This is a genomic window from uncultured Tenacibaculum sp. (assembly GCF_947498805.1).
GTDB lineage: Bacteria > Bacteroidota > Bacteroidia > Flavobacteriales > Flavobacteriaceae > Polaribacter.
Genome location: NZ_CANMLT010000001.1, coordinates 25802 through 46344 on the forward strand (window position 1 = coordinate 25802; position 20543 = coordinate 46344).

Genomic DNA, 20543 nt, shown 5'->3' on the forward strand with positions numbered 1-20543 from the left:
ATACATGGATTTTGAATGAGTGAATTAAACTTTTCAATGAGTTTCGTTTTAAAGATACTTAAAATATGGCTTGGTTTTGTATTTTTGACTTTCGTTACAGATTACTAAAGCATGAAAATTCATTTTATAGCCATCGGTGGAAGCGCAATGCATAACCTTGCAATTGCATTATACCAAAAAGGATACCAAATTACAGGAAGTGATGATACGATTCACGATCCATCTAAAAGCAGATTAGCAAAATATAATCTTTTACCAGAAGAGTTTGGATGGTTTCCTGAAAAGGTTTCTACAGACTTAGATGCTATTATTTTAGGAATGCATGCAAAACCGGATAATCCGGAATTATTGAAAGCACAAGAGTTAGGAGTGAAGATATATTCTTATCCAGAGTTTTTATATGAACAATCTAAAGATAAAACACGTGTTGTAATTGGGGGGTCTCATGGTAAGACTACCATTACATCTATGATTTTACATGTGTTAAATTATCATGATAGAGATGTTGATTATATGGTAGGTGCTCAATTAGATGGTTTTGAAACCATGGTTAAGCTTACTGAAGAAAATGAATTTATTGTATTAGAAGGTGATGAGTATTTAAGCTCTCCAATTGATAGAAGGCCAAAATTTCATTTGTATAAACCTAATATTGCTTTGTTAAGTGGAATTGCTTGGGATCATATCAATGTTTTTCCAACTTTTGAAAATTATGTAGAGCAGTTTTCAATCTTTACAGATTCGCTGACTAATGGTGGAATTATGGTATATAATGAAGAAGATCCAAATGTAAAGAGTGTAGTAGAGGAAAGTTCTCATCCGATAAAAAAATATCCGTATACAACTCCAAAATATTTTATTGATAATGGAACTACTTTTATTGAAACAGAAGAAGGAGATTTACCTTTAGAAATCTTTGGAGAACATAATCTTCAAAATTTAGCAGGAGCAAAGTGGATTTGTCAGCATATGGGTATTGAAGAAGATGAGTTTTATGAAGCTATTGTTAGTTTTAAAGGAGCTAGTAAACGTTTGGAAAAAATAGCAGAGAGTACTTCTTCTGTAGTATTTAAAGATTTTGCACATAGTCCTAGTAAAGTAAAAGCAACAACAACAGCAGTTAAAGATCAGTATAAAGAAAGAACGCTTTTAGCTTGTTTAGAGTTACATACGTATTCTAGTTTAAATGCAGAGTTCTTATCTGAATATAAAGGAGCTTTAGATAATGCCGATAAGGCAGTGGTATTTTACTCTCCTCATGCAGTAAAGATTAAACAACTGGAAGAAGTAACAGAAGAGCAAATAGCAAGTGCTTTTGAAAGAGATGATTTAATTATTTATACGAATCCGCAAGAGTTTAAAGAATTTTTATTTGGTCAAAGTATAGAGAATAAGGCTGTTTTACTAATGAGCTCAGGAAATTATGGAGGATTAGATTTTAATGAGGTTAAGAGTTTGGTTTAGTTAATTTTTTGAAGAAGTATTTTCTATATTCGGTTATATATAGAGCCTTGAAAAAGATTGAAAAACGGATTTTATAAAGAAAATACAAATCCCATTTTCTTTTATTAAAAGAAGCTTTTTTGGGATATTCAATAAGTAACATTTGTTGTTTCTTAAACTTTTCAGTTTTATTAGTTTTTAGATAGTTTAAAGATTTTGGAGCATTAAAAATTAAGTTACTGCTTGCCAGAAAATTAATGAGGTAGTCTTTATAAGGAGATTCAAAGTTGGTTAAGGTATTTTGTACACTTGTTTTTTTTGAAAGTAGGTATAAATCATATGAATTTCTTAAAGAAATAGTTTTATACCATTGACCATTATCATTTAATTGTTTATTAAGACAAGTGATTAACGTCTTATCTTTAAAAGAAAGGACTGTAAGGTTGTTCATTACCTTTTGTAAATTAGGTTCTATAGTATTAAAATTAAAAGAACTTTCGTTATTTATCATTTTGTAATGCACTTCAAGTGCACCAATTTTTCCTTTCTTAGTAATTTTAGGATAATGCCTATTTTGTACTGTGTTATCTAGGAAATTTCTTGAGTTTTCTGAATATTTATTTTCTTTTAAAATTTTAATTGAGGGTTTAAAATGTTTAGAAGAGGTTAAAAGATCAATATCTCCCAGCATTCGCTCTCCAATATCTTCATATAGTCCAGATAATAGATTTCCTGTTCCTTTAAGGAAAATAGGTGTTATATTATGACTTAAAAGTAATTGATTTACTTCTTTAGCTTGCGCAATGATTTGTTCATTTCTTTCTCGATTTAAGTCAGTAATATGTTGCATGTATTCCACTAAATCATTGGGTAAATAATGTAAAAAATCAGCACGTTTTAAATTACAATATAGTGCTGGGAAAACGTAATGAGAGGTGCTTACTTTTACAACATTATCCCAATTTACTTCATTTGCTTTAAGTTTCTCTTCAACTAAAATTCTATTGTGTTCTTCATGAGTTATGGTTAAGCATTTACCAATAAAAAATAAGGTGTCTTTATAATTCATTAGTAAAAATTTTAGATACGGTAGAAATCATTTTAGTATTATCTGAATAGGTTAGTTGATAACAGTTTAAACCAGAAAACCATTGTAAGAATGTTTCAGCATTTTCTTTAATGGGAGATAGCCAAGAATCAGGGATTAGTTGTTCGAAAGCAGTAATATTTGAAATTTTCTTACATTTCATACCACTGTCTTTTTCATACTTGATAAATACTAAGCTTTTACAAGGTAAGTGTTGTGTATAATCTGAGTTTCTTGGAGGTAAATATCTAACAATTTTATTTAATCGCTTAAAATGATATTCAGCTGAGGTTTTGAGTTCAGGATATATGGGTAGTAAAGTTTCTAAACTATTTTTTTTGATCGAAATAGCCGAAGGGAAACTAAAGACTTCTTGATTTTCCGCATCTATGGGAACAAAATCATCGGCTAAACAGGTAAAGCTATTTGCTTGTAACAAGGCTAAAGAAGTACTCTTTCCATTTCCAGAGTCTCCTAGAAATAACATAGATTCTTTTCCATTGCTTATTGCAGATGCATGAAAAACCCCCATCCATTTATGTTCTAGTTTTTGATGCATTATCTCTACAATTTTCATAGAGAATTTTCCTTGAAAATAGTGAACTTCATCGAGATTCCATGTGCCAATATTTTCATTGTCAATAAGAAAACTTATAAATCTATCATTACTAAACACTTTGAAGTGATTATTGAATGTTTCTAAAGGACTAATTTCAAGATGAGCAAACTTAGGATGTACTAGGGAAAGTTCATATTCAGAGGCAAAATCAATTTTAAAAACAATGTCGTTAACCTTATAAAAAATTGATCTTAAAAAATTTGCAGGTTCTTTGATAGAATCAAGGATGGTATTTGTTTCTAGGTTTGAATTTTGTATCAATAATGAAACATCATCTATTAAATTACTCAATTCTGATTCAGGGATGTCTATTTTCTTTGAAATCACCTTTTTTACAGTCTCTTTCGTACTCCCTTGTTCTAATAAACTAAGTATTTCACCTATGACAGGTTCAACTACCATATATTCATTAGAATCCTCAAACCAAACTATAGATTTATGTTCAATATTTTTAATAATCATAGATTGTAAAAATAACAAAACCCCGAATGTTTCGAGGTTTTGCTTACTATTAATTTTCAATTGTTTTAAAAATTATCTCCTGGGTTTTCAGGGCTTTGTGCTTGTGCTTTTTGAGGATTTAAAATCATATATGTTCCTAAAGCTGTTAAAGCCGCATATTTACTGTAACTTCCTATTTTCTTTAAGGCTTCTTTACGAGTAATATTATCTTTGTGTTCTGTGTTTTTTTTCATGATGTCTCTGGGGATTAGTCTAAAATGATTTTTTTACTTGTTTTTCCTTTTTCTGAAGTTATTTCAACGATATATGCTCCAGCTGCTAAAGAAGGTACATCAATGTTAGAAACACCATTTGAATTGATTTCTTTACTTACTAATTCTTTACCTAATATAGAGAATATTTTTAAAGAAGCTTCTGCTTGCAATCCAACAATGGTCAATGTGTTAGGTGCTGATTTATAAATGCTCAAATCATCAATAGATAAATTAGTAAGGCCATCTAGTTTTTTAGAGATAGTATGAATATAAAACTGTCCAATTCCGTTACTAATACCTTTTATAGAAGTTTTATAGGTAGTTTCTGATAAATTTGTAATTGTTTTATTTACTCGGTCTTCTAAATAAATAAAAATGTCTTCTGGAATGTTCTTAGTATCAATTGAGAATTCAATATTCTTACTTGCAGTTGCATCTAAACCTAATGGAATAATTAAACCATCAATTTCGCTCTTAGGTAATGCTTGAATAGCATAATTAATTCCTTTGTTGTCATTAACTAATTCTGAGTATACAGAAAATTTGCTTGAAATACCAGTAAACATTTTTCCGTCATATCCATTATCAAAACCTTTAGTAGTACCTTCTATAAAATAGAATTTTGTTTTACTATTTTCTTTACCATTCGAAACAAACAATTCAATTTCTGATTTTGAGCTACTTCTTTGGAAAGTATCTGTGCTATTATGAGATTGATAAGAAGTATTAAAAGTTAAGTCTTCTGAACCATTTTTAGCTTCTACAAAGAATCCCTGTCCTGGTGCTAATACAAAATTGTCACCAGAAACTTTTGTTTCATAAGCTGTTCCATTCCATAGCCAAATTGTTTGAGATTCTAATTTAGTGGTGTTATCGGTTAATAATGTTCCACTATTTACATAAGAAGCAAATGGATTACCAACTAAATTAAATGCGTTGGTGTTTTTTGTTAATGTAATATTGGTAGTTGTATTGTTTACTCTACCAGTGAAACTTAAAGGTCCTTCAGCTTCTAGTTTTACAGAGTATCCTTGTGCATTATTTAAGGTACCCATTGAAGCACCAGTTTGATAAGTCCATCTAGATCCAGATGCTTGCGCATTGTCATAAGGAGCAATTCCAATATTACTTCCTGTACCAGTAGCAAAAACATGATTAGAAATTAAATCTTGTATAGACTCGCCTTCAACAGGAGCAGATACTAAATGCCAGTTTGCTGTTAAAGTTCTTTTGTATGTAAGATCTCCAGTTATAGAAGCATTTGCTACTAATGAAGCTCCAGAAGCAATTTTTATTGTGTTCACTGTAATGTTTGAAGAAACTGTAGGGTAATTTGCTAAACCAGCGGGAATTACAACATTAGAACCGCTAGAAGGAACTGTATTTCCTAACCAGTTAGCAGCGGTAGCCCAATTATTGTCTGAGGCTCCTGTCCATTTAATATCAGACGAAAAAGGAGTATTGTCAGTATTATCTCTTCCTGGAGAAAAAAGTACAGCATTACTTACAATAGTTGAATGCTTAACAAAAGCTCCAGTAAAATCAACATTTCTAGCTAAAGATTGATTATCTCCACCTTCACTTCCATAGGTCTCTGATACGATAGTTGTACCTGAATTATCTTTAATTATTACAGTGTCACCTGAATTATTAAGGCTTAAAGAATTTCCAGAAGCTGTTTGTACTAATCCAGGAACTGTTGTAGGCGTTCCTCCACCGAAAACTACAATGGCTTCATTTGCAGGAACAATTGTTCCATTAGGAAAAGTATGTCTGTCACCAGAAACATCAGCAACAACCCATCCAGAGATGTTTAAGTTTGCACCAGAAACATTATAAATTTCAACAAATTCATCTTGAGAAGTGTTAACCACCCCATCTCCATTGGCATCTCCATTAGTAACATCTGGGTCGGCATTAATTTCATTAATTACTATTGGTAGATCATCATCATTAATGGTAACAGTATGTTGAGAAGTAGAAAGTAGTGCTGTTCCTGAAGTAACTGCAATATTTAATACAACTGTTTCTCCTAAATAATCAGCATCATCATTAATGTCTAAAGAAACATTTTGTGTTCCATTTCCTGTAAAAGTGATTGAACTAGTATTTAAAGTATAATCACCAGCTTCAGCTGTACTACTACCATCTACGGTAACACCTATAGTAACATTAGCCGCATAATTAATAATTGTTACAGGTATGGTAGTATTAAATGTAGCATCCGTTTCATCAACAGAGCTAGAAGCACTGTCAAAACTGATAGCAGGATCTGAAGAAGCTGCAGTAACTGTACCGTTTACTGTTATATCGTTGCCAGAACCTTCAAAACCACCACTACCACCGGTACCTTCAGCAGAATGTAAATAAAATCTGTAAGTTACAGCACTTGTAGAGGCTGCTTGTGCAAAAGTGAATGTAAAGGTTTGTGTACTTGTGTTATCTAGAATAGTCTTTTCTGCATCTAAATTAGCAGCATAACCATCAACAGAACTTCTTAGTGATACGGCTCTAGGTCCTGATCCAGATCTCTGTACATTTACATCTATAGAAGAAACTGTAAATTGGAAGGTAGCATTTGGAGTTATTGTAAACTCCATATAATCATTACCGGTTATAGCATCATCTACTGTACCAGTATTCCAGCTAGTAGCATTAAAACGATTTCCATTGTTTGAAGCAGTAAGACCAGATCCTCTGGAAATACTTGATGTCATTATATTGGAATCGTTAGAGTTTGAACTTGCAGTTGCTTCGCTTCCTGCTAAGCTATTAAAATCAAATGTTAGTATACTTTGTCCAAAAGATACTTGAGCCATAAAAAAGATAAAGAATAGAATCTTTAGAGAGTAGTTTTTTCTCATATGTATAAATAATAATTTAATGGGATACGCAAATTACTAAAAATCAGTACATATAAGGTTGCAAGAACAAAAAAGTTATTAAAAGTTAACAATTTCATAATAAAGGCAACAAAGCCTTGAGAACTCTCAAGGCTTTGTTTATAGTTAAAATTTTGTTTTTTTTAGAAATTATCCCCTGGGCTTTCAGGGCTTTGTGCTTGTGCTTTTTGTGGATTTAAAATCATGTAAGTTCCTATAGCAGTTAAAGCTGCGTATTTACTATAACTTCCTATCTTCTTTAAAGCTTCTTTACGAGTAATGTTATCTTTATTATCTATATTTTTTTTCATGGTGCTTCGAGTTTTAGTCTAAAATGATTTTTCTACTTGTTTTTCCTTTTTCTGAAGCTATTTCAACAAGATATACTCCAGTTGATAATGAAGGTATATCGATGTTAGAAACACCATTTGAATTTATTTCTTTTTGCATTACTTTTTTACCTAAAATAGAAAATAATTTTACAGAAGCTTTAGCTTGTAGTCCAACAATGGTTAATGTATTTGGAGCAGATTTGTAAATACTTATATCATCAATAGATAAACTTAAAGGAACATCCAGTTTTTGCGAAGTTGTATGTACATAAAATTGTCCAATACCTTTACTATTATCACTTAATGTAGTTTTATAAGTGTTTTCAGATAAGTTGATGAATTTGTCATTTAAGCGATCTTCCAAATACACAAAAATATCTTCAGGTAAATTTTCTGTGTTAATTGAAAATTCAATTTCTTTAGAGTTTTTCGTTTTTACACCTACAGGAATAATATAGCCGTTCATATCTTTTTTAGATAGTGATTGAATAGCGTAATTAATTCCTTTGTTTTCAGAAACTAATTGAGAATATACAGCAAAATTATTAGTAACACCAGCAAACATTTTTCCGTCATAACCATTGTCAAAACCTTTAGTAGCTTCTTCAATAAAATAGAATTTTGTTTTACTAGATTGCTTGTTTGTTGAAATATTTAGATGAATTTCTGTTCTAGTTGATCTTTGAAAAGTACCTGTAGTTTCATGACTTAAATCGGCTGTTTCAAAAGTTACACTTCCTCCAGTACCACATTCAACAAAGAACCCTTGTCCAGGAGCTAGTTTAAAGTCATCTCCAGTAACTTTGGTTTCATAAGTATTTGTGGCTTGATTCCATAACCATAAGGTCTGAGAAGTTAATAATCCTGAGTTGTCAGCTAAGAATCCTCCTGTTCCACTGTTTAAATATGCGGTAAATGGGTTTCCAATTAAATTGTACGCATTACCAGCTCCAATAGAAATATTTCTAGTAATATTTGAACTATTAACATTTCCAACAAATGTTAAATCACCAGCAGAAGCTAGTTTCACAGAATAACCTTGTCCATCATTTAGAGTTCCAGAAGAAGAAGTGGTTTGATAAACCCATCTCGAACCAGCGCCTAAAGTATTATCGTAAGGAGCTAATCCTATTCTTCCAGCTACAGATCCCGTAGCAAAATTATTATTAGTTCTAAAATCACCAATACTTTCTCCTGAAACTGGAGATGAAACTAGATACCAGTTATTTGTTGCTAAATTCCTATTATAGGTTGTTGTTCCTGTAACTGAGGCATTGGCAATTAAGGAAGCTCCAGATGCTATATTAATAGAACCCACTGTAACAGAACTTGAAACGGTAGGGTAGTTTGCTAAACCATTAGGAATAGTAACATCCGAACCAGCAGTAGGAACGGCATTCGTACTCCAGTTAGCTGCAGTGTTCCAGTTATTTCCGCTAGAACCATTCCATGTTCCATTTAAGGCAAGAGCAACAGCTATAATTCTGGTGTCATTAGCTGTACCGGCTTTATTATCTGTTGCAGTAACAGTAATGGTTCTATTAGAGGTTCCTGGAGTGGCAGATGTACTTCTGTATCTTAAAGATTGTAAAATTTCTTGTACAATTGTATTCGTTGCATCACTATCGAAAGTAATTGTTAAAGCTGTTCCATTGGTAACAACACCTCCACTAACGCTTAAATCTCCAACATCTATTCCGTTTGATAAAATATTAGTTCCGCTAATAGTAATAGCTGTTCCATCACCATCAGTGTCTGAGATACTTACTTCATCAGCAGCTTCATTATTTGCAGTGATTTGTGCAACTAAAGTACCGCCATCCCAATCTGAATCACCATCAGCATCATTTACAGTACCTGCAGCATCTATTAAAACAGCAGCATCTCCTTCTGTATAATTTAAAGTTGTATTGGCTAATGAAATAGTAGGATCTGTATTTGAACTAGCTAACGTTAATTTATCAAAAATCATTTGTTCAGCATTTGCTGCTAAGAAGTTTGATGTAATTGTAATTTGCGTAACACCTGTGAACCCCAAAGTTACCTGTGTTGAGCTTGCAAAGGTACCTGTTTCCATTACTGGGCTATTACTACCTCCTGTTGGAGTAAAAGTCCAAGTTCTGTTTTGAGGTTGAGTACTGTTAACTGTAATTGTATTTACATCTACCGCTTGACTAAAAGAAATAATCATTTCTTCACTATTCTGAGAAGCTGAACTGTGTGCAGCTATTCCGTTCGTCCCAAATACTGAAGAAGCTACAAATAACGTGTTGTTGACACCATTATTTAAAGTACTTATGGTAATAGTGATTCCATCAACAGTTTCTGTAACGGAAGTAGGAGTGTTATTTGTAACAGTTCCTGCTGTTAAATCGAAGACCGTTTGAGAACTGAGTCTGTAAGGAATGATTAGCATACAAAATATGCTAATTAAAAAAGTAATTTTTTTCATTGTATTAAGTTTGGTTATTTACTAACTAAAAGTAAAAAAAACTCCCTAAAGTTTTAAAAATTAGGGAGTTTATTTTTTACGATATTAATTTCTTGATGGGAACAATCCTTGTGTACAGATTATATATCTAATTGTGATACTTGGTTGAATATTGTTTACTTGTGCATTAGTTCCTGTATTACCAATGGTAACAGTAGATGTACCAACAGCTTGTCCGTTTACTACCTCAGCTGGAGGACCATAAGCCTTTACTCGTTGTGCACCTAGAGAACCTGGGAAGTTTACAACAGCCGGAACATCACCTTGTTGTGGTGTTTCTCTTACAGCATCTACTTTGCTTAGTAAAACATGACTCTGATTACCGGTTACAGTAGCTATATGTGAATGAGATGGAAGCTGTGCGTTATTAAGTATATTGTATTCACCCCCAAATTTTTGTCCTTGAACGTTTCTTCTGGTTAATCCAGGACCATTTCCCATACCCATAGGAATTCTACCTCTTAAATCTGGTAAACCAAAAGTAGTTCTACCATCTCCACCGTACATAGTTCCTAATATTGAGAATAAGGCCGTGTTTTGAGAAATTGGTAATAACTGTCCTTCACAAAAAGCCCATCCTCTAGGAGCAAAATTTCCGGCAAACATTTTAACTTCTCCAAGAAAACCTTCTTGTTGAGCATTGATGTTGGAAATTGATAAAAATACTAGTAGTATTCCCCCGAATAATTTAGTTTTTAAATTCATGATAATTAAGTTTTAGTTAGTAATTAATTTATCACAAATTTATTTTGAAATTAGTTCCGCTTGTTAAAATGGTACCTTAGTGCGTATCATAAGAGTATATCTGTATGGAGTTTTGGCACAAGTGTATTTAATTCTTTCTCCAAAAGAATGGAGTTAATAAAATCAATACTGTAAATAACTCTAAACGTCCAATAAGCATTAAAAAAGAACAAAACCATTTGGCTCCAACAGATAAATGTGAGAAGTTATCTACTGGGCTAACTGTACCAATAGCCGGACCAATATTTCCTAAAGAAGAAGCACAAGCTCCTATTGCTGAAATAAAATCAAGTCCTAAAAAAGCCAAAATAACGGTTCCAATAATAAAAATAAGCATGTACAAGATAAAGAAAGACAAAATATTAAATACAATATTTTGACTTACTGCTTTTCCATCATAACGAACTGGTATAATAGCGTTAGGGTGTAAGGATTTTTTAAATTCTAAAAAACTATTTTTTAGCATTACAATATGGCGTACTATTTTTACACCACCAGAAGTTGATCCGGCTGATCCTCCTAAGAAGAATAAAGAGAAGAATAAAGCCGTAACAAAAAAGCTCCACATGGTAAAATCTGCAGTTACGAAACCAGTGGTTGTTACTACCGAGATTACTGCAAAAAGAGCATGTCTAATTGCACTTTCTGTTTTACCCCAAACCATTGGATGCTCTATACTTGTTTGCAATGATGGGTCTTGAAAGAATAAAATTACGATTGCAACAATTGTTGAGATTAAAAGAATTCCAATTGAATAATATTTGAATTCTTCACTTTGAATTACTTTTTGAACTTTTCCTTTTAATGCAAAATAGGTGAGTACAAAGTTGGTACCCGCTACAAACATAAAAAAGATTATGATATACTGAATTAAAGGAGTTCCATTCCAATGAGCAACACTTGCATTTTTAGTAGAAAATCCTCCTGTACTGACCGTTGCCATGGAATGATTAATTGCATCAAACCAAGTCATTCCTGCTACTTTTAATAATAAGAACTCCACTACTGTCAGTAATACATAAATTAACCACAAGCGTTTTGCTGTATCAGTAATTCTAGGATGTAATTTGTCTGCTGAAGGTCCTGGTGCTTCGGCCATAAATAATTGCATTCCTCCAATACCTAATAAAGGTAAAATAGCAATGGTTAATACAATAATTCCCATACCTCCAATCCAATGGGTTGCACTACGCCAGAATAGAATTCCTTTAGGCATGGATTCAATATCAGTTAAAATTGATGATCCTGTAGTTGAATATCCTGATATGGTTTCAAAAAAAGCATCGGTAATACTAGGTATTGCTCCCGTAAAAATATAAGGTAGCATTCCAGTAAATGAAAGTGTTAACCACCCTAAGGTAACGATTAAATACCCTTCTTTTTTTTGAATGTTTTTTTGTGTTGGTTTATTAAAAAAATACAACAGCAAACCTATAGAAACTGTTACAATACCAGCATTTAAAAACCCCCATTTAGCTTCATCATTAAAGTAAAAGCTAAAAGGAATAGATAACCACATAAACAAACCGTTTAAAACAGCTGTAATACCTAAAAAGCGATAAATAAGTTTGGTATTAAGATTTTCCATTGTTGAATAAATCTTCTACTGTTGATATTGCTTCTGGAAGACAAAAAACAATAGCTTTGTCACCACTTTGTAATTGAAAGTCTCCAAAAGACATTAAAGGCTTTTCATCTCTAATAACTCCACCGAATACAGCTTCTCTTGGAAAACGTAAATCTTTAATAGGAGCTTTGGTTACTTTTGCATTTGGTTGTACTTCAAATTCAAATACCTCTGCATCAATATTATGTAAGTTAGCTAAAGCTAATATTTCTCCTTTTCGAATATGACGGAAGATATTACTTGCAGCAATTAATTTTTTATTAATAAGCGTGTCTATACCAATAGTTTGAGAAATATTGATATAATCCATATTTTCAACTAAAGCAACGGTTTTTCTAACTCCTTTAGATTTAGCAACTAAACACGACATTATATTGGTTTCAGAATCTCCTGTAACAGCAATAAAAGCATCCATTCCTCGAATGTTTTCACTTTCAAGTAGTTCTAAATCTCTTCCATCTCCATTAATCACTAAAGTATGTCGTAAATCTTCAGCAATGGTAAGTGCTTTGTCTTTTTTACGCTCGATTAACTTTACATTAAAATTATCTTTGCAAAGGTTTCTGGCTGTTTTTCTACCAATACTACTACCTCCAAGAATCATAACATTTTTAATGTCAATATGTTCTTTTCCAATAATAGGGTAGAGCTTATCAATACTATAGTTGGGAACTGAAAAATAAACTTGATCGTTCATTTTATAAACAGTATCTCCACGAGGAATAATAGTTTGGGCAATACCCTCACGTTTTATGGCAATGGTAATAAAATCTACAATACTAAACTTTTCTTTAGCTTCTTTTACAGTCAGATCTAGAATAGGTGATTTATAACCTAAGGTAGTCCCCATAACATTAAAGACTCCATTTTCAAAAGCAACGGTATCGTTAAATGAAGATTGACGTAATAAAAGATTAATCTCTTCAGCAGCTAATTCTTCTGGAGAAATCATAAAGTCAACCCCATAATCTTGAAAATTGATACAATCGTTTTGTAAAAATTCTGGATTATTTATTCTAGCAATTGTTTTTTTAACACCCAGTGATTTTCCAATAACCGAAATAGTAAAGTTTGTATTTTGACTTTCTGTTACTGCCAAAAGCAAATCTGCAGAGGCAATACCAATTTCTTTTAATAACTTAATAGAAGTAGCATCACCTTTTTTAGTGATAACATCTAAGTGATTATTGATATAATTAAGTTTCTCTCCATCAAAATCGATAACATAAGTATCTTGTGATTCATACGAGAGAAGTTTAGCTAAGTGAAACCCAACATCTCCTGCTCCGGCGATGATTATTTTCATAATACGTGACAAATGGGAATAAGGGCAAAGATACTGTGCTTGTTTGTGTTGTGCAAACAAAGAATTATTTTTATATTTAAGAAACTAAAATGCTATGGAAAAAAAATATTCAATTAAGTCTTGGGCTATTGACGATAGGCCAAGAGAACGATTATTGTTAAAAGGAAAATTTTCTCTTTCTGATGCCGAACTTTTGGCAATTCTAATTAGGTCGGGAAATAGAAAAGAATCTGCAGTAGATTTGGCAAAAAGAATGTTATTGTCAGTGGACAATAGTTTACAAAAGTTGTCCAAATTGTCAATTGAGGAATTAATAAGGTTTAAAGGAATTGGAGAAGCAAAAGCGATAAGTATTGTTACAGCACTCGAATTAGGTAAACGTAGGCAATTTCAAAACATCTTAATAAACCCAAAAGTTACTTGTTCAAAAGATGTATTTAATATCGTTCAACCTTTGTTGGGAGATTTAAGCCATGAAGAGTTTTGGGTGTTGTTTTTAAACAATGCCAATGAGGTTATGGCAAAACAACAACTAAGTAAAGGTGGTTTTACAGGAACCTTAGTTGATTTAAGATTACTATTTAAAAGAGCTTTAGAATTGCAATCTATTGCAATCATAGTATGTCATAATCACCCTTCAGGGAAGTTAAAGCCTAGTAAATCAGATAAACATCTCACAGACAAAATAAAACAAGGAGGAAAAACCTTAGACATAAAATTACTTGATCATCTAATAATTACCGAAAAAGCGTATTTTAGCTTTACAGATGAAGGTGTTTTATAATGATTTTCTAGTAACATATGATACTTATATATTCCCATAAAGTAACTCCCAGAATTCGATATGTTTTTAAACATGTTTTTACTAGAATTTTAAATATTGAAATAGATTTTACTTCTAAAATAGAAGATTTTGTTGCTTTTGCAGGGCCTAAACTATCATATAATAAAGTACCTTTAGGTAAAGAGTTTTTCATAAGAAGTCATGATATATTATTTCAACAAGGAGTAAAAGATGTTGATATTCATATTGAAAAATGGGAAGGAACACCAGCTTTTTTTTCAACAGGAGAGCGTTCGGCAATACCTTTTGACATTTTCGCTGCTAGTTTTTACCTTATCGTTCGTTATGAAGAGTATTTACCACATATTAAAGATAAATATGGCAGATTTACGGCTGAGGAAAGCTTGGCATATCAAAATGGTTTTTTGGAGCAACCTTTAGTTGATATTTGGGCATATAAGTTAAGAACTGTATTAAAAGAAAAGTATCCAAACTATCTATATAAAGAAAGAAAGTATAATTATATATCTACAGTTGATGTAGACAATGCTTATTGTTACCAACACAAAGGTATTGTTAGAACAATTGCTGGTTTTTTAAAAGATGCCTCTCAGTTTAAAATATTTAACCTTTGGAATCGATTTGCAGTGAGATTTGGAATAAAAAAAGATCCTTTCTATACTTTTAGTGAAATCTTACATCTTAAAAAAGAACATGGTGTTAGAACAATATTCTTTTTTTTGATTGGAGATTACACAACTTATGATACTAATGTGTCAACATCGAAAAGTAAGTTTAGATTACTGATAAAAGAAATGGTAGATTATGCTCGAGTTGGTTTACATCCATCATATTACACATCTTCAGATAACTTAATGTTAAAAAAAGAAAAAGAACGATTGGAAAGTATTATTAATATGCCAATTATTAGATCTAGACAACATTATTTAAAGTTCACTTTACCTGATACGTATCAAAAATTAATTGACTTGGAGGTAAAAGAAGATTATTCAATGGGGTATTCAAGTCATGTTGGTTTTAGAGCAAGTACTTGTACACCATTTTATTTCTATGATTTAGATTTTGAAATCCAAACTCCGTTAAAGATTTTTCCGTTTGCTTTAATGGATACTACACTTAATGATTATATGAAGTTAACACCAAAACAATCATTAGGGAAGATTAGAGATGTTAAAAACGAGGTAAAAAGAGTAAATGGTACATTAATTACAGTGTTTCATAATGAAAGCTTGAGTAATTATCAAAGATGGAAAGGATGGAAAAGGGTATACGGAACAATGATAAAAATGGTGAAATAATGAACGAATAATTATGATAGATATTAAACATGTTTTTTTTGATTTGGATCATACTTTGTGGGATTTTGATAGAAATTCAAAACTTACTTTTCAACAAATCTTTGAAGAACAAAACATAACACTAAGTATTCAAGACTTCTTAAAGGTTTATATGCCTATAAATCTTGAGTATTGGAGGTTGTATAGAGAAGATAAAATTCAGAAAGAAGATTTACGATATAAAAGACTTAAAGATACTTTTGATGCAGTTAATTTTGAAGTTCAAGATGAATTAATCAATAAGATAGCCGAAGATTATATTAAGTATCTTCCGAATTATAATTACCTAATAGACGGAACAAAAGAAATTCTAGAATACCTAGAGAGTAAGTACAAACTGCATATTATTACAAATGGTTTTGAGGAAGTTCAAAATTTAAAAATAGAAAAGTCTGGAATAAAGAAATACTTCAGAGAGGTAATAACTTCAGAATCTGTAGGTGTTAAAAAACCGAATAAAAAGGTTTTTGAATATGCCTTAAGTAAAGTAAATACCGAAGCAAGTAAAACGATAATGATTGGAGATAGTTATGAAGCAGATGTACTTGGAGGATTAAACGCCGGTATGTTAGCTATTTATTTTTCTCCAGAAAAAAAACAAGAAAATGGCGTGTTAACGATTAACTCGCTTATAGAGTTAAAACAATATTTATAAAAGCAATTCGTTTTTTATTTATGAAAATTAAATTACTTCTCCTTATAATAGTCGTAGTACTATTGGGGGTGTCATCATGTGTTAAGGATATTAATTTAGATCAAGTAGATAATTTTAGTGCAGAACCAAAATACATTGCTTCATTAGTTTATTTTAAGGTACCCGCAATTGGCTTTTTAGATAGTTCTAATAACGAATTAAGTACAGCTATTGTTGATGAAACTAGATTAACTGTAATTGAAGAAGAGATTTTTCAAAAGTATTTAATAGAGGCTAGTTTGGATTTCGAAATTAGAAATCCGTTTAATAGAAGTATTCGAGTAGAGCTACAGTTTTTAGATGACTCCAATAATGTAACATATTTGATGAATACAATTATTGTCCCAGCAAATACAAATAAATTTGTTCACAAAGAAGTCATATCTATAGGTTCAAATCCGCAATTTTTAAATAGTAGAAAGGTCAGAGCTTCGTTGCAATTAGTAACAACTTCAGGATCTGCAATTGATGCGAATGATTTAAATGAATTTGAATTTAAATCAGCAGGAACATTTACTTTTAAAATTTAGTAGGAATGACAAAGTATTTAAAGTTAGTAGTATTACTGTTTTTAGTAAATGTGCCATTTATAGAAGCTCAGAATAAACAGCTATTATATGATTTTGATGAAATACCACAAACGATGCTTTTAAACCCAGGTGTTCATCCGAGTTATAAGGCATATGCAGGTATTCCATTGTTATCGGGTATTTCTTTTAATGCAGGTATGTCCGAAATAACAGTAGCTGATTTGTTTAGAAATGATAATGTTGATTTTAACACTAAGGTTAGAAATGCAATAAATAGAATTTCTAAAGATGACTATTTAAGTGTAAATACTCAAATTGAAATTTTAAGCGGAGGACATAAGTTAAATCAACGTGATTTTTTAAGTTTTGGCTTTTATACAGAACTTGATGTTTTCGCAAATTATCCGAAGGATTTTATAGAGCTTGTAAATGATGGAAATGCTGCAAATTTAAATCGTAATTTTCTCGTTTCTCAAGCTAATGTTAAGGCGGAAGCGCTGAGTGTTCTTCATGTTGGAATAGCAAGAAAACTTAATGAGAAAATGACACTAGGAGGGAGGTTTAAAATATATTCAGGAATTGCCAATGTTAATTCAACCGGAAACAAGGGGAGTTTTACAACACGATTAGGGCAAGATAACATATATGTTCATACTTTAAACAATATAGATTTTAATGGATATAGCTCTGGAGTATTTTTTGAAGAAGATTTTCAAGCTAGTGACATATATGGAAAAGCTTTCTTAAGTAACGTAGGTTTTGGATTTGATATTGGATTTGTTTATCAATTAGATAAGCAAACTAAAATTACGGCAAGTTTATTAGATATTGGATACGTTAGTTATTCTAAGGATAATAGAAATGTGTCTTTGAAAGGAGATTATACTTTTTCTGGAATAGAATTTCAATACAATAGCGCAACCAGCGATTATTGGCAAAATTTAATTGATGATTTTAAATCGCAAGTTCCTTCAGAAGAAAACAAAGAATCCTATTCAGTTATGAGACCAATAAAGTTTAACGGTTCATACAAATATAGTTGGGGTAGAAGTAGAAATGAGGAAAATTGTAGTGATATGTCTTATAAGGATTATTACAACAATTCAATAGGAGGACAAATATATACTGTTTTTCGCCCAACGGGACCTAAGTTTGCATTAACTGGGTTTTATGAAGGAAGAGTTTCGAAAGGAATTAATACTAAATTCACCTATACAATTGATGATTTTTCATATACTAATTTTGGTTTTGGTTTGTCAGGGAAAATAGGTAAATTTCACATTTATGGTTTGGTTGATAATCTTTTTGAATTATCCGATATAGCCGATGCCAATGCAGCATCATTTCAATTAGGTATGAATTTAATTTTTAAATAAAGGATGAAAAATATTGTAGTAGCGTTTCTCCTGTTTTCAATAACTGGATTTGCGCAAAAATCGATCAACAATTATAAGTATGTCATAGTTCCAAATCAATTTAATTTTTTTAAAACACCAGATAAGTATCAAACAAGCTCTTTGACAAAGTTTTTATTTAATAAACATGGTTTCAAAGCGTTCTTATCTAATGAGCAATTACCTGATGATTTGTCAAACAATCGTTGTTTAGCTTTAAAGGTAAATGTTAAAAATAATTCTGGAATGTTTACAACAAAAAACATTATAGAGTTACAAGATTGTAACGACAAAGTTGTTTTTGTATCTCAAGAGGGTAGAAGCAGGGAAAAACAGTATAAAGAATCGTACCACGAAGCGATTAGAAATGCATTTAAGTCAATAGAAAATTTGAATTACAGTTATACTCCTCTTCAAAAGGAGAAAGTGTTAGAGAAGAGTGTTCCAGTAGTTGTTACAACAACAAAAGTTATCAAAGAAGAGATGGTAAATGCTGCTGTTTCAGAAGGTTCTGAAAAAGTTTTATATGCGCAGACAATTAAGAACGGTTTTCAATTAGTTAATACGAAACCTGAAGTTGTGTTTCAGATATTAAAAACAAGTATCAAGGATGTATTTGTTATTAAAGATAAAAACGGTATTTTATACAAAGAGGGTTCAAGTTGGATAGCTGAATTCGATTTAGAAGGAGCGCGTAAAAAGGAGTTATATAAAATAAAATTCTAGGAGCTTTTTAAAAGTAAATAATCAATTAGCTTTTGATAGAATTTGAAGAGAGGTTCTATAGCATTTGGAGAATTTTTAAAGGCAAGGTGATATTCTGTAATAATCAGATTTTTATCACCTTGTTTTTTTATGAAAATATATGGGGCAAAAGAAGTTTGAGAGCTTATATATTCCAACTCTTTTAAGGCTTTCTTTTTCAAGTAAGTTTTAAAATGAATGTCAGAACATTTAACCTTAAATCGATTTTCTTTCCTTAAAAATAAATTGATAAAATGGCTTATTGTACTTATTTCGAAATCAAAAATTGGGATAGTATTATCTACTAGACATGTTACTTTACCAGATGCTTGATAGCCAATAGTATTTTTAAAATTAATTCTTAAGCCTCTATACTCTAAAGTTATTAGATATGTTTCGAGTGGATGTACACTACCATCTGCAAAATTTACTTTTTCTTTATTTATATTTAACTTTCCGTCTAAGTTTTTGGTAATTTTTTTAATAGCTTGTTCGAAACTCAATTCATTGGTGATTTTAGTAATTATACTTTTCTTTCCATCGCTGTTTTAGAATATCTCTAAAATTATTCTCTCTTGAGTTATTTCCTGGTTCATAGAGTTTGGTTCCTTCAATTTCTTTTGGTAAAAACTCTTGAGCCACAAAATTACCGGGATAGTTATGTGAATATTTGTAATTCTTACCATATTCTAAGTCTTTCATTAATTTAGTAGGCGCATTTCTAATAGCTAAAGGGACCGATAAATCACCAGTTTGTTTTACAAGTTGTTGGGCGTGATTAATGGCCATATATGAAGCATTACTTTTAGCTGAGTTAGCTAAGTAAATTGCACATTGACTTAATATTATTCGAGATTCTGGATACCCTATGGTACTAACTGCCTGGAAAGTGTTATTGGCTAAAATTAAAGCTGTTGGATTTGCATTACCAATATCTTCAGATGCCAAAATTAACAATCTTCGTGCAATAAATTTTACATCTTCGCCTCCCTCAATCATGCGTGCTAACCAATATACAGCGGCATTTGGGTCACTACCTCTAATGGATTTAATAAAAGCAGAAACAATATCGTAATGTTGCTCCCCCGTTTTATCATATCGAACCGTGTTTTTTTGAACTTTTTCTAAAACGAGTTTGTTGGTAATTTCAACAACTTCTTCTGAGGCGACTAATAAATCAAAGACATTGAGAAGCTTTCTTGCATCTCCACCAGAAACTCTGAATAAAGCATCTGTTTCTTTGATGGTAATTTTCTTTTTCAAAAGAATTTCATCCTGTTCCATAGCTCTATTTAACAAGGCGAGCATGTCTTCTTTTTCAAAAGAGTTTAAAATATATACTTGGCAACGCGACAATAATGCGGGAATTACTTCAAAGCTTGGGTTTTCAGTTGTAGCTCCAATAAGTGTAACCCAACCACGCTCAACTGCACCTAAAAGAGAATCTTGTTGAGATTTACTAAACCTATGAATTTCATCAATAAATAAAATAGGATTTTTTTGAGTAAACAAGCCACTACTTTGTTTGGCTTTTTCTATTACTTCGCGTACATCTTTTACACCTGAACTGATAGCGCTTAAAGTGTAAAACGGACGTTTAGATTCGTTGGCAATAATATTAGCTAGGGTTGTTTTTCCAATACCTGGAGGTCCCCAAAGAATTAAGGAAGGAATTATTCCGTGTTTAATATGGTTGGTTAAAATTCCATTTTTACCTACTAAATGTTGCTGACTAATATAGTCATCAAGTGATTTTGGTCGTATGCGTTCTGCCAAAGGTTGATTCATGTTG

18 protein-coding genes are annotated in these 20543 nt (G+C 31.4%); 7 read left to right on the forward strand and 11 right to left on the reverse strand.

Features of this window, described 5'->3' with window-relative positions; genetic code table 11:
- Window positions 1–111 precede the first annotated feature (111 nt).
- On the forward strand, window positions 112–1464 hold the full coding sequence (locus tag Q0873_RS00105) for a Mur ligase family protein (RefSeq protein ID WP_299103661.1): 1353 nt from the start codon (window positions 112–114) through the stop codon (window positions 1462–1464).
- Here the strand turns inward: Q0873_RS00105 and Q0873_RS00110 are convergent.
- The 9 genes from Q0873_RS00110 to trkA form a co-directional block, all read right to left on the reverse strand.
- A complete protein-coding gene (locus Q0873_RS00110; protein WP_299103662.1) occupies window positions 1448–2512 on the reverse strand; it encodes a nucleotidyltransferase family protein in 1065 nt (354 codons plus the stop codon). The two genes, Q0873_RS00105 and Q0873_RS00110, sit on opposite strands and share 17 nt — an antisense overlap.
- Window positions 2502–3611 carry a hypothetical protein gene (locus Q0873_RS00115; protein WP_299103663.1) on the reverse strand — a complete coding sequence of 370 codons (1110 nt, stop codon included), beginning with the start codon at window positions 3609–3611 and terminating at the stop codon, window positions 2502–2504. Before Q0873_RS00115 ends, Q0873_RS00110 begins: the two co-directional genes overlap by 11 nt.
- A gap of 65 nt (window positions 3612–3676) precedes the next feature.
- On the reverse strand, window positions 3677–3844 hold the full coding sequence (locus tag Q0873_RS00120; protein ID WP_299103664.1) for a hypothetical protein: 168 nt from the start codon (window positions 3842–3844) through the stop codon (window positions 3677–3679).
- A 14-nt stretch (window positions 3845–3858) separates the two neighbouring features.
- A complete protein-coding gene (locus Q0873_RS00125) occupies window positions 3859–6729 on the reverse strand; it encodes a lamin tail domain-containing protein (RefSeq protein WP_299103665.1) in 2871 nt (956 codons plus the stop codon).
- 161 nt (window positions 6730–6890) lie between these two features.
- A complete protein-coding gene (locus Q0873_RS00130; protein ID WP_299103666.1) occupies window positions 6891–7058 on the reverse strand; it encodes a hypothetical protein in 168 nt (55 codons plus the stop codon).
- 13 nt (window positions 7059–7071) lie between these two features.
- Window positions 7072–9531, reverse strand: a complete 2460-nt coding sequence (locus tag Q0873_RS00135) for a T9SS type A sorting domain-containing protein (RefSeq protein WP_299103667.1) — start codon at window positions 9529–9531, stop codon at window positions 7072–7074.
- 84 nt (window positions 9532–9615) lie between these two features.
- Window positions 9616–10275 carry a tail fiber protein gene (locus tag Q0873_RS00140; RefSeq protein WP_299103668.1) on the reverse strand — a complete coding sequence of 220 codons (660 nt, stop codon included), beginning with the start codon at window positions 10273–10275 and terminating at the stop codon, window positions 9616–9618.
- Between the two features lie 127 nt (window positions 10276–10402).
- Window positions 10403–11902 (reverse strand): potassium transporter TrkG, encoded by a 1500-nt coding sequence (locus tag Q0873_RS00145; RefSeq protein ID WP_299103669.1) that lies wholly within the window; start codon window positions 11900–11902, stop codon window positions 10403–10405.
- Window positions 11889–13247, reverse strand: coding sequence for a Trk system potassium transporter TrkA (gene trkA / locus Q0873_RS00150; RefSeq protein WP_299103670.1), 1359 nt, complete (start codon window positions 13245–13247; stop codon window positions 11889–11891). The genes Q0873_RS00145 and trkA overlap by 14 nt, the downstream gene beginning before the upstream one ends.
- Before the next feature lie 94 nt (window positions 13248–13341).
- On the opposite strand from trkA, the gene radC reads away from it, so the two are divergent.
- The 6 genes from radC to Q0873_RS00180 are packed head-to-tail and all read left to right on the forward strand — an operon-like array spanning window position 13342 to window position 18733.
- The gene (radC, locus tag Q0873_RS00155; RefSeq protein ID WP_299103671.1) at window positions 13342–14031 is read left to right on the forward strand and encodes a DNA repair protein RadC; all 690 of its coding nucleotides are present in this window, start codon (window positions 13342–13344) and stop codon (window positions 14029–14031) included.
- A gap of 17 nt (window positions 14032–14048) precedes the next feature.
- Window positions 14049–15350 (forward strand): hypothetical protein, encoded by a 1302-nt coding sequence (locus Q0873_RS00160; protein ID WP_299103673.1) that lies wholly within the window; start codon window positions 14049–14051, stop codon window positions 15348–15350.
- A 13-nt stretch (window positions 15351–15363) separates the two neighbouring features.
- Window positions 15364–16044: a YjjG family noncanonical pyrimidine nucleotidase gene (locus Q0873_RS00165; protein ID WP_299103674.1), complete on the forward strand. Its 681-nt coding sequence runs from the start codon at window positions 15364–15366 to the stop codon at window positions 16042–16044.
- A 20-nt stretch (window positions 16045–16064) separates the two neighbouring features.
- A complete protein-coding gene (locus Q0873_RS00170) occupies window positions 16065–16613 on the forward strand; it encodes a hypothetical protein (protein WP_299103675.1) in 549 nt (182 codons plus the stop codon).
- 5 nt (window positions 16614–16618) lie between these two features.
- Window positions 16619–17989 carry a DUF5723 family protein gene (locus Q0873_RS00175; protein WP_299103677.1) on the forward strand — a complete coding sequence of 457 codons (1371 nt, stop codon included), beginning with the start codon at window positions 16619–16621 and terminating at the stop codon, window positions 17987–17989.
- Between the two features lie 3 nt (window positions 17990–17992).
- Window positions 17993–18733 carry a hypothetical protein gene (locus Q0873_RS00180; RefSeq protein ID WP_299103678.1) on the forward strand — a complete coding sequence of 247 codons (741 nt, stop codon included), beginning with the start codon at window positions 17993–17995 and terminating at the stop codon, window positions 18731–18733.
- On the opposite strand, the gene Q0873_RS00185 is transcribed toward Q0873_RS00180, so the two are convergent.
- Window positions 18730–19254: a hypothetical protein gene (locus Q0873_RS00185; protein WP_299103679.1), complete on the reverse strand. Its 525-nt coding sequence runs from the start codon at window positions 19252–19254 to the stop codon at window positions 18730–18732. The genes Q0873_RS00180 and Q0873_RS00185 overlap by 4 nt on opposite strands.
- A 13-nt stretch (window positions 19255–19267) precedes the next feature.
- On the reverse strand, window positions 19268–20539 hold the full coding sequence (locus Q0873_RS00190; RefSeq protein WP_299103680.1) for a replication-associated recombination protein A: 1272 nt from the start codon (window positions 20537–20539) through the stop codon (window positions 19268–19270).
- Between the last annotated feature and the right edge of the window lie 4 nt (window positions 20540–20543).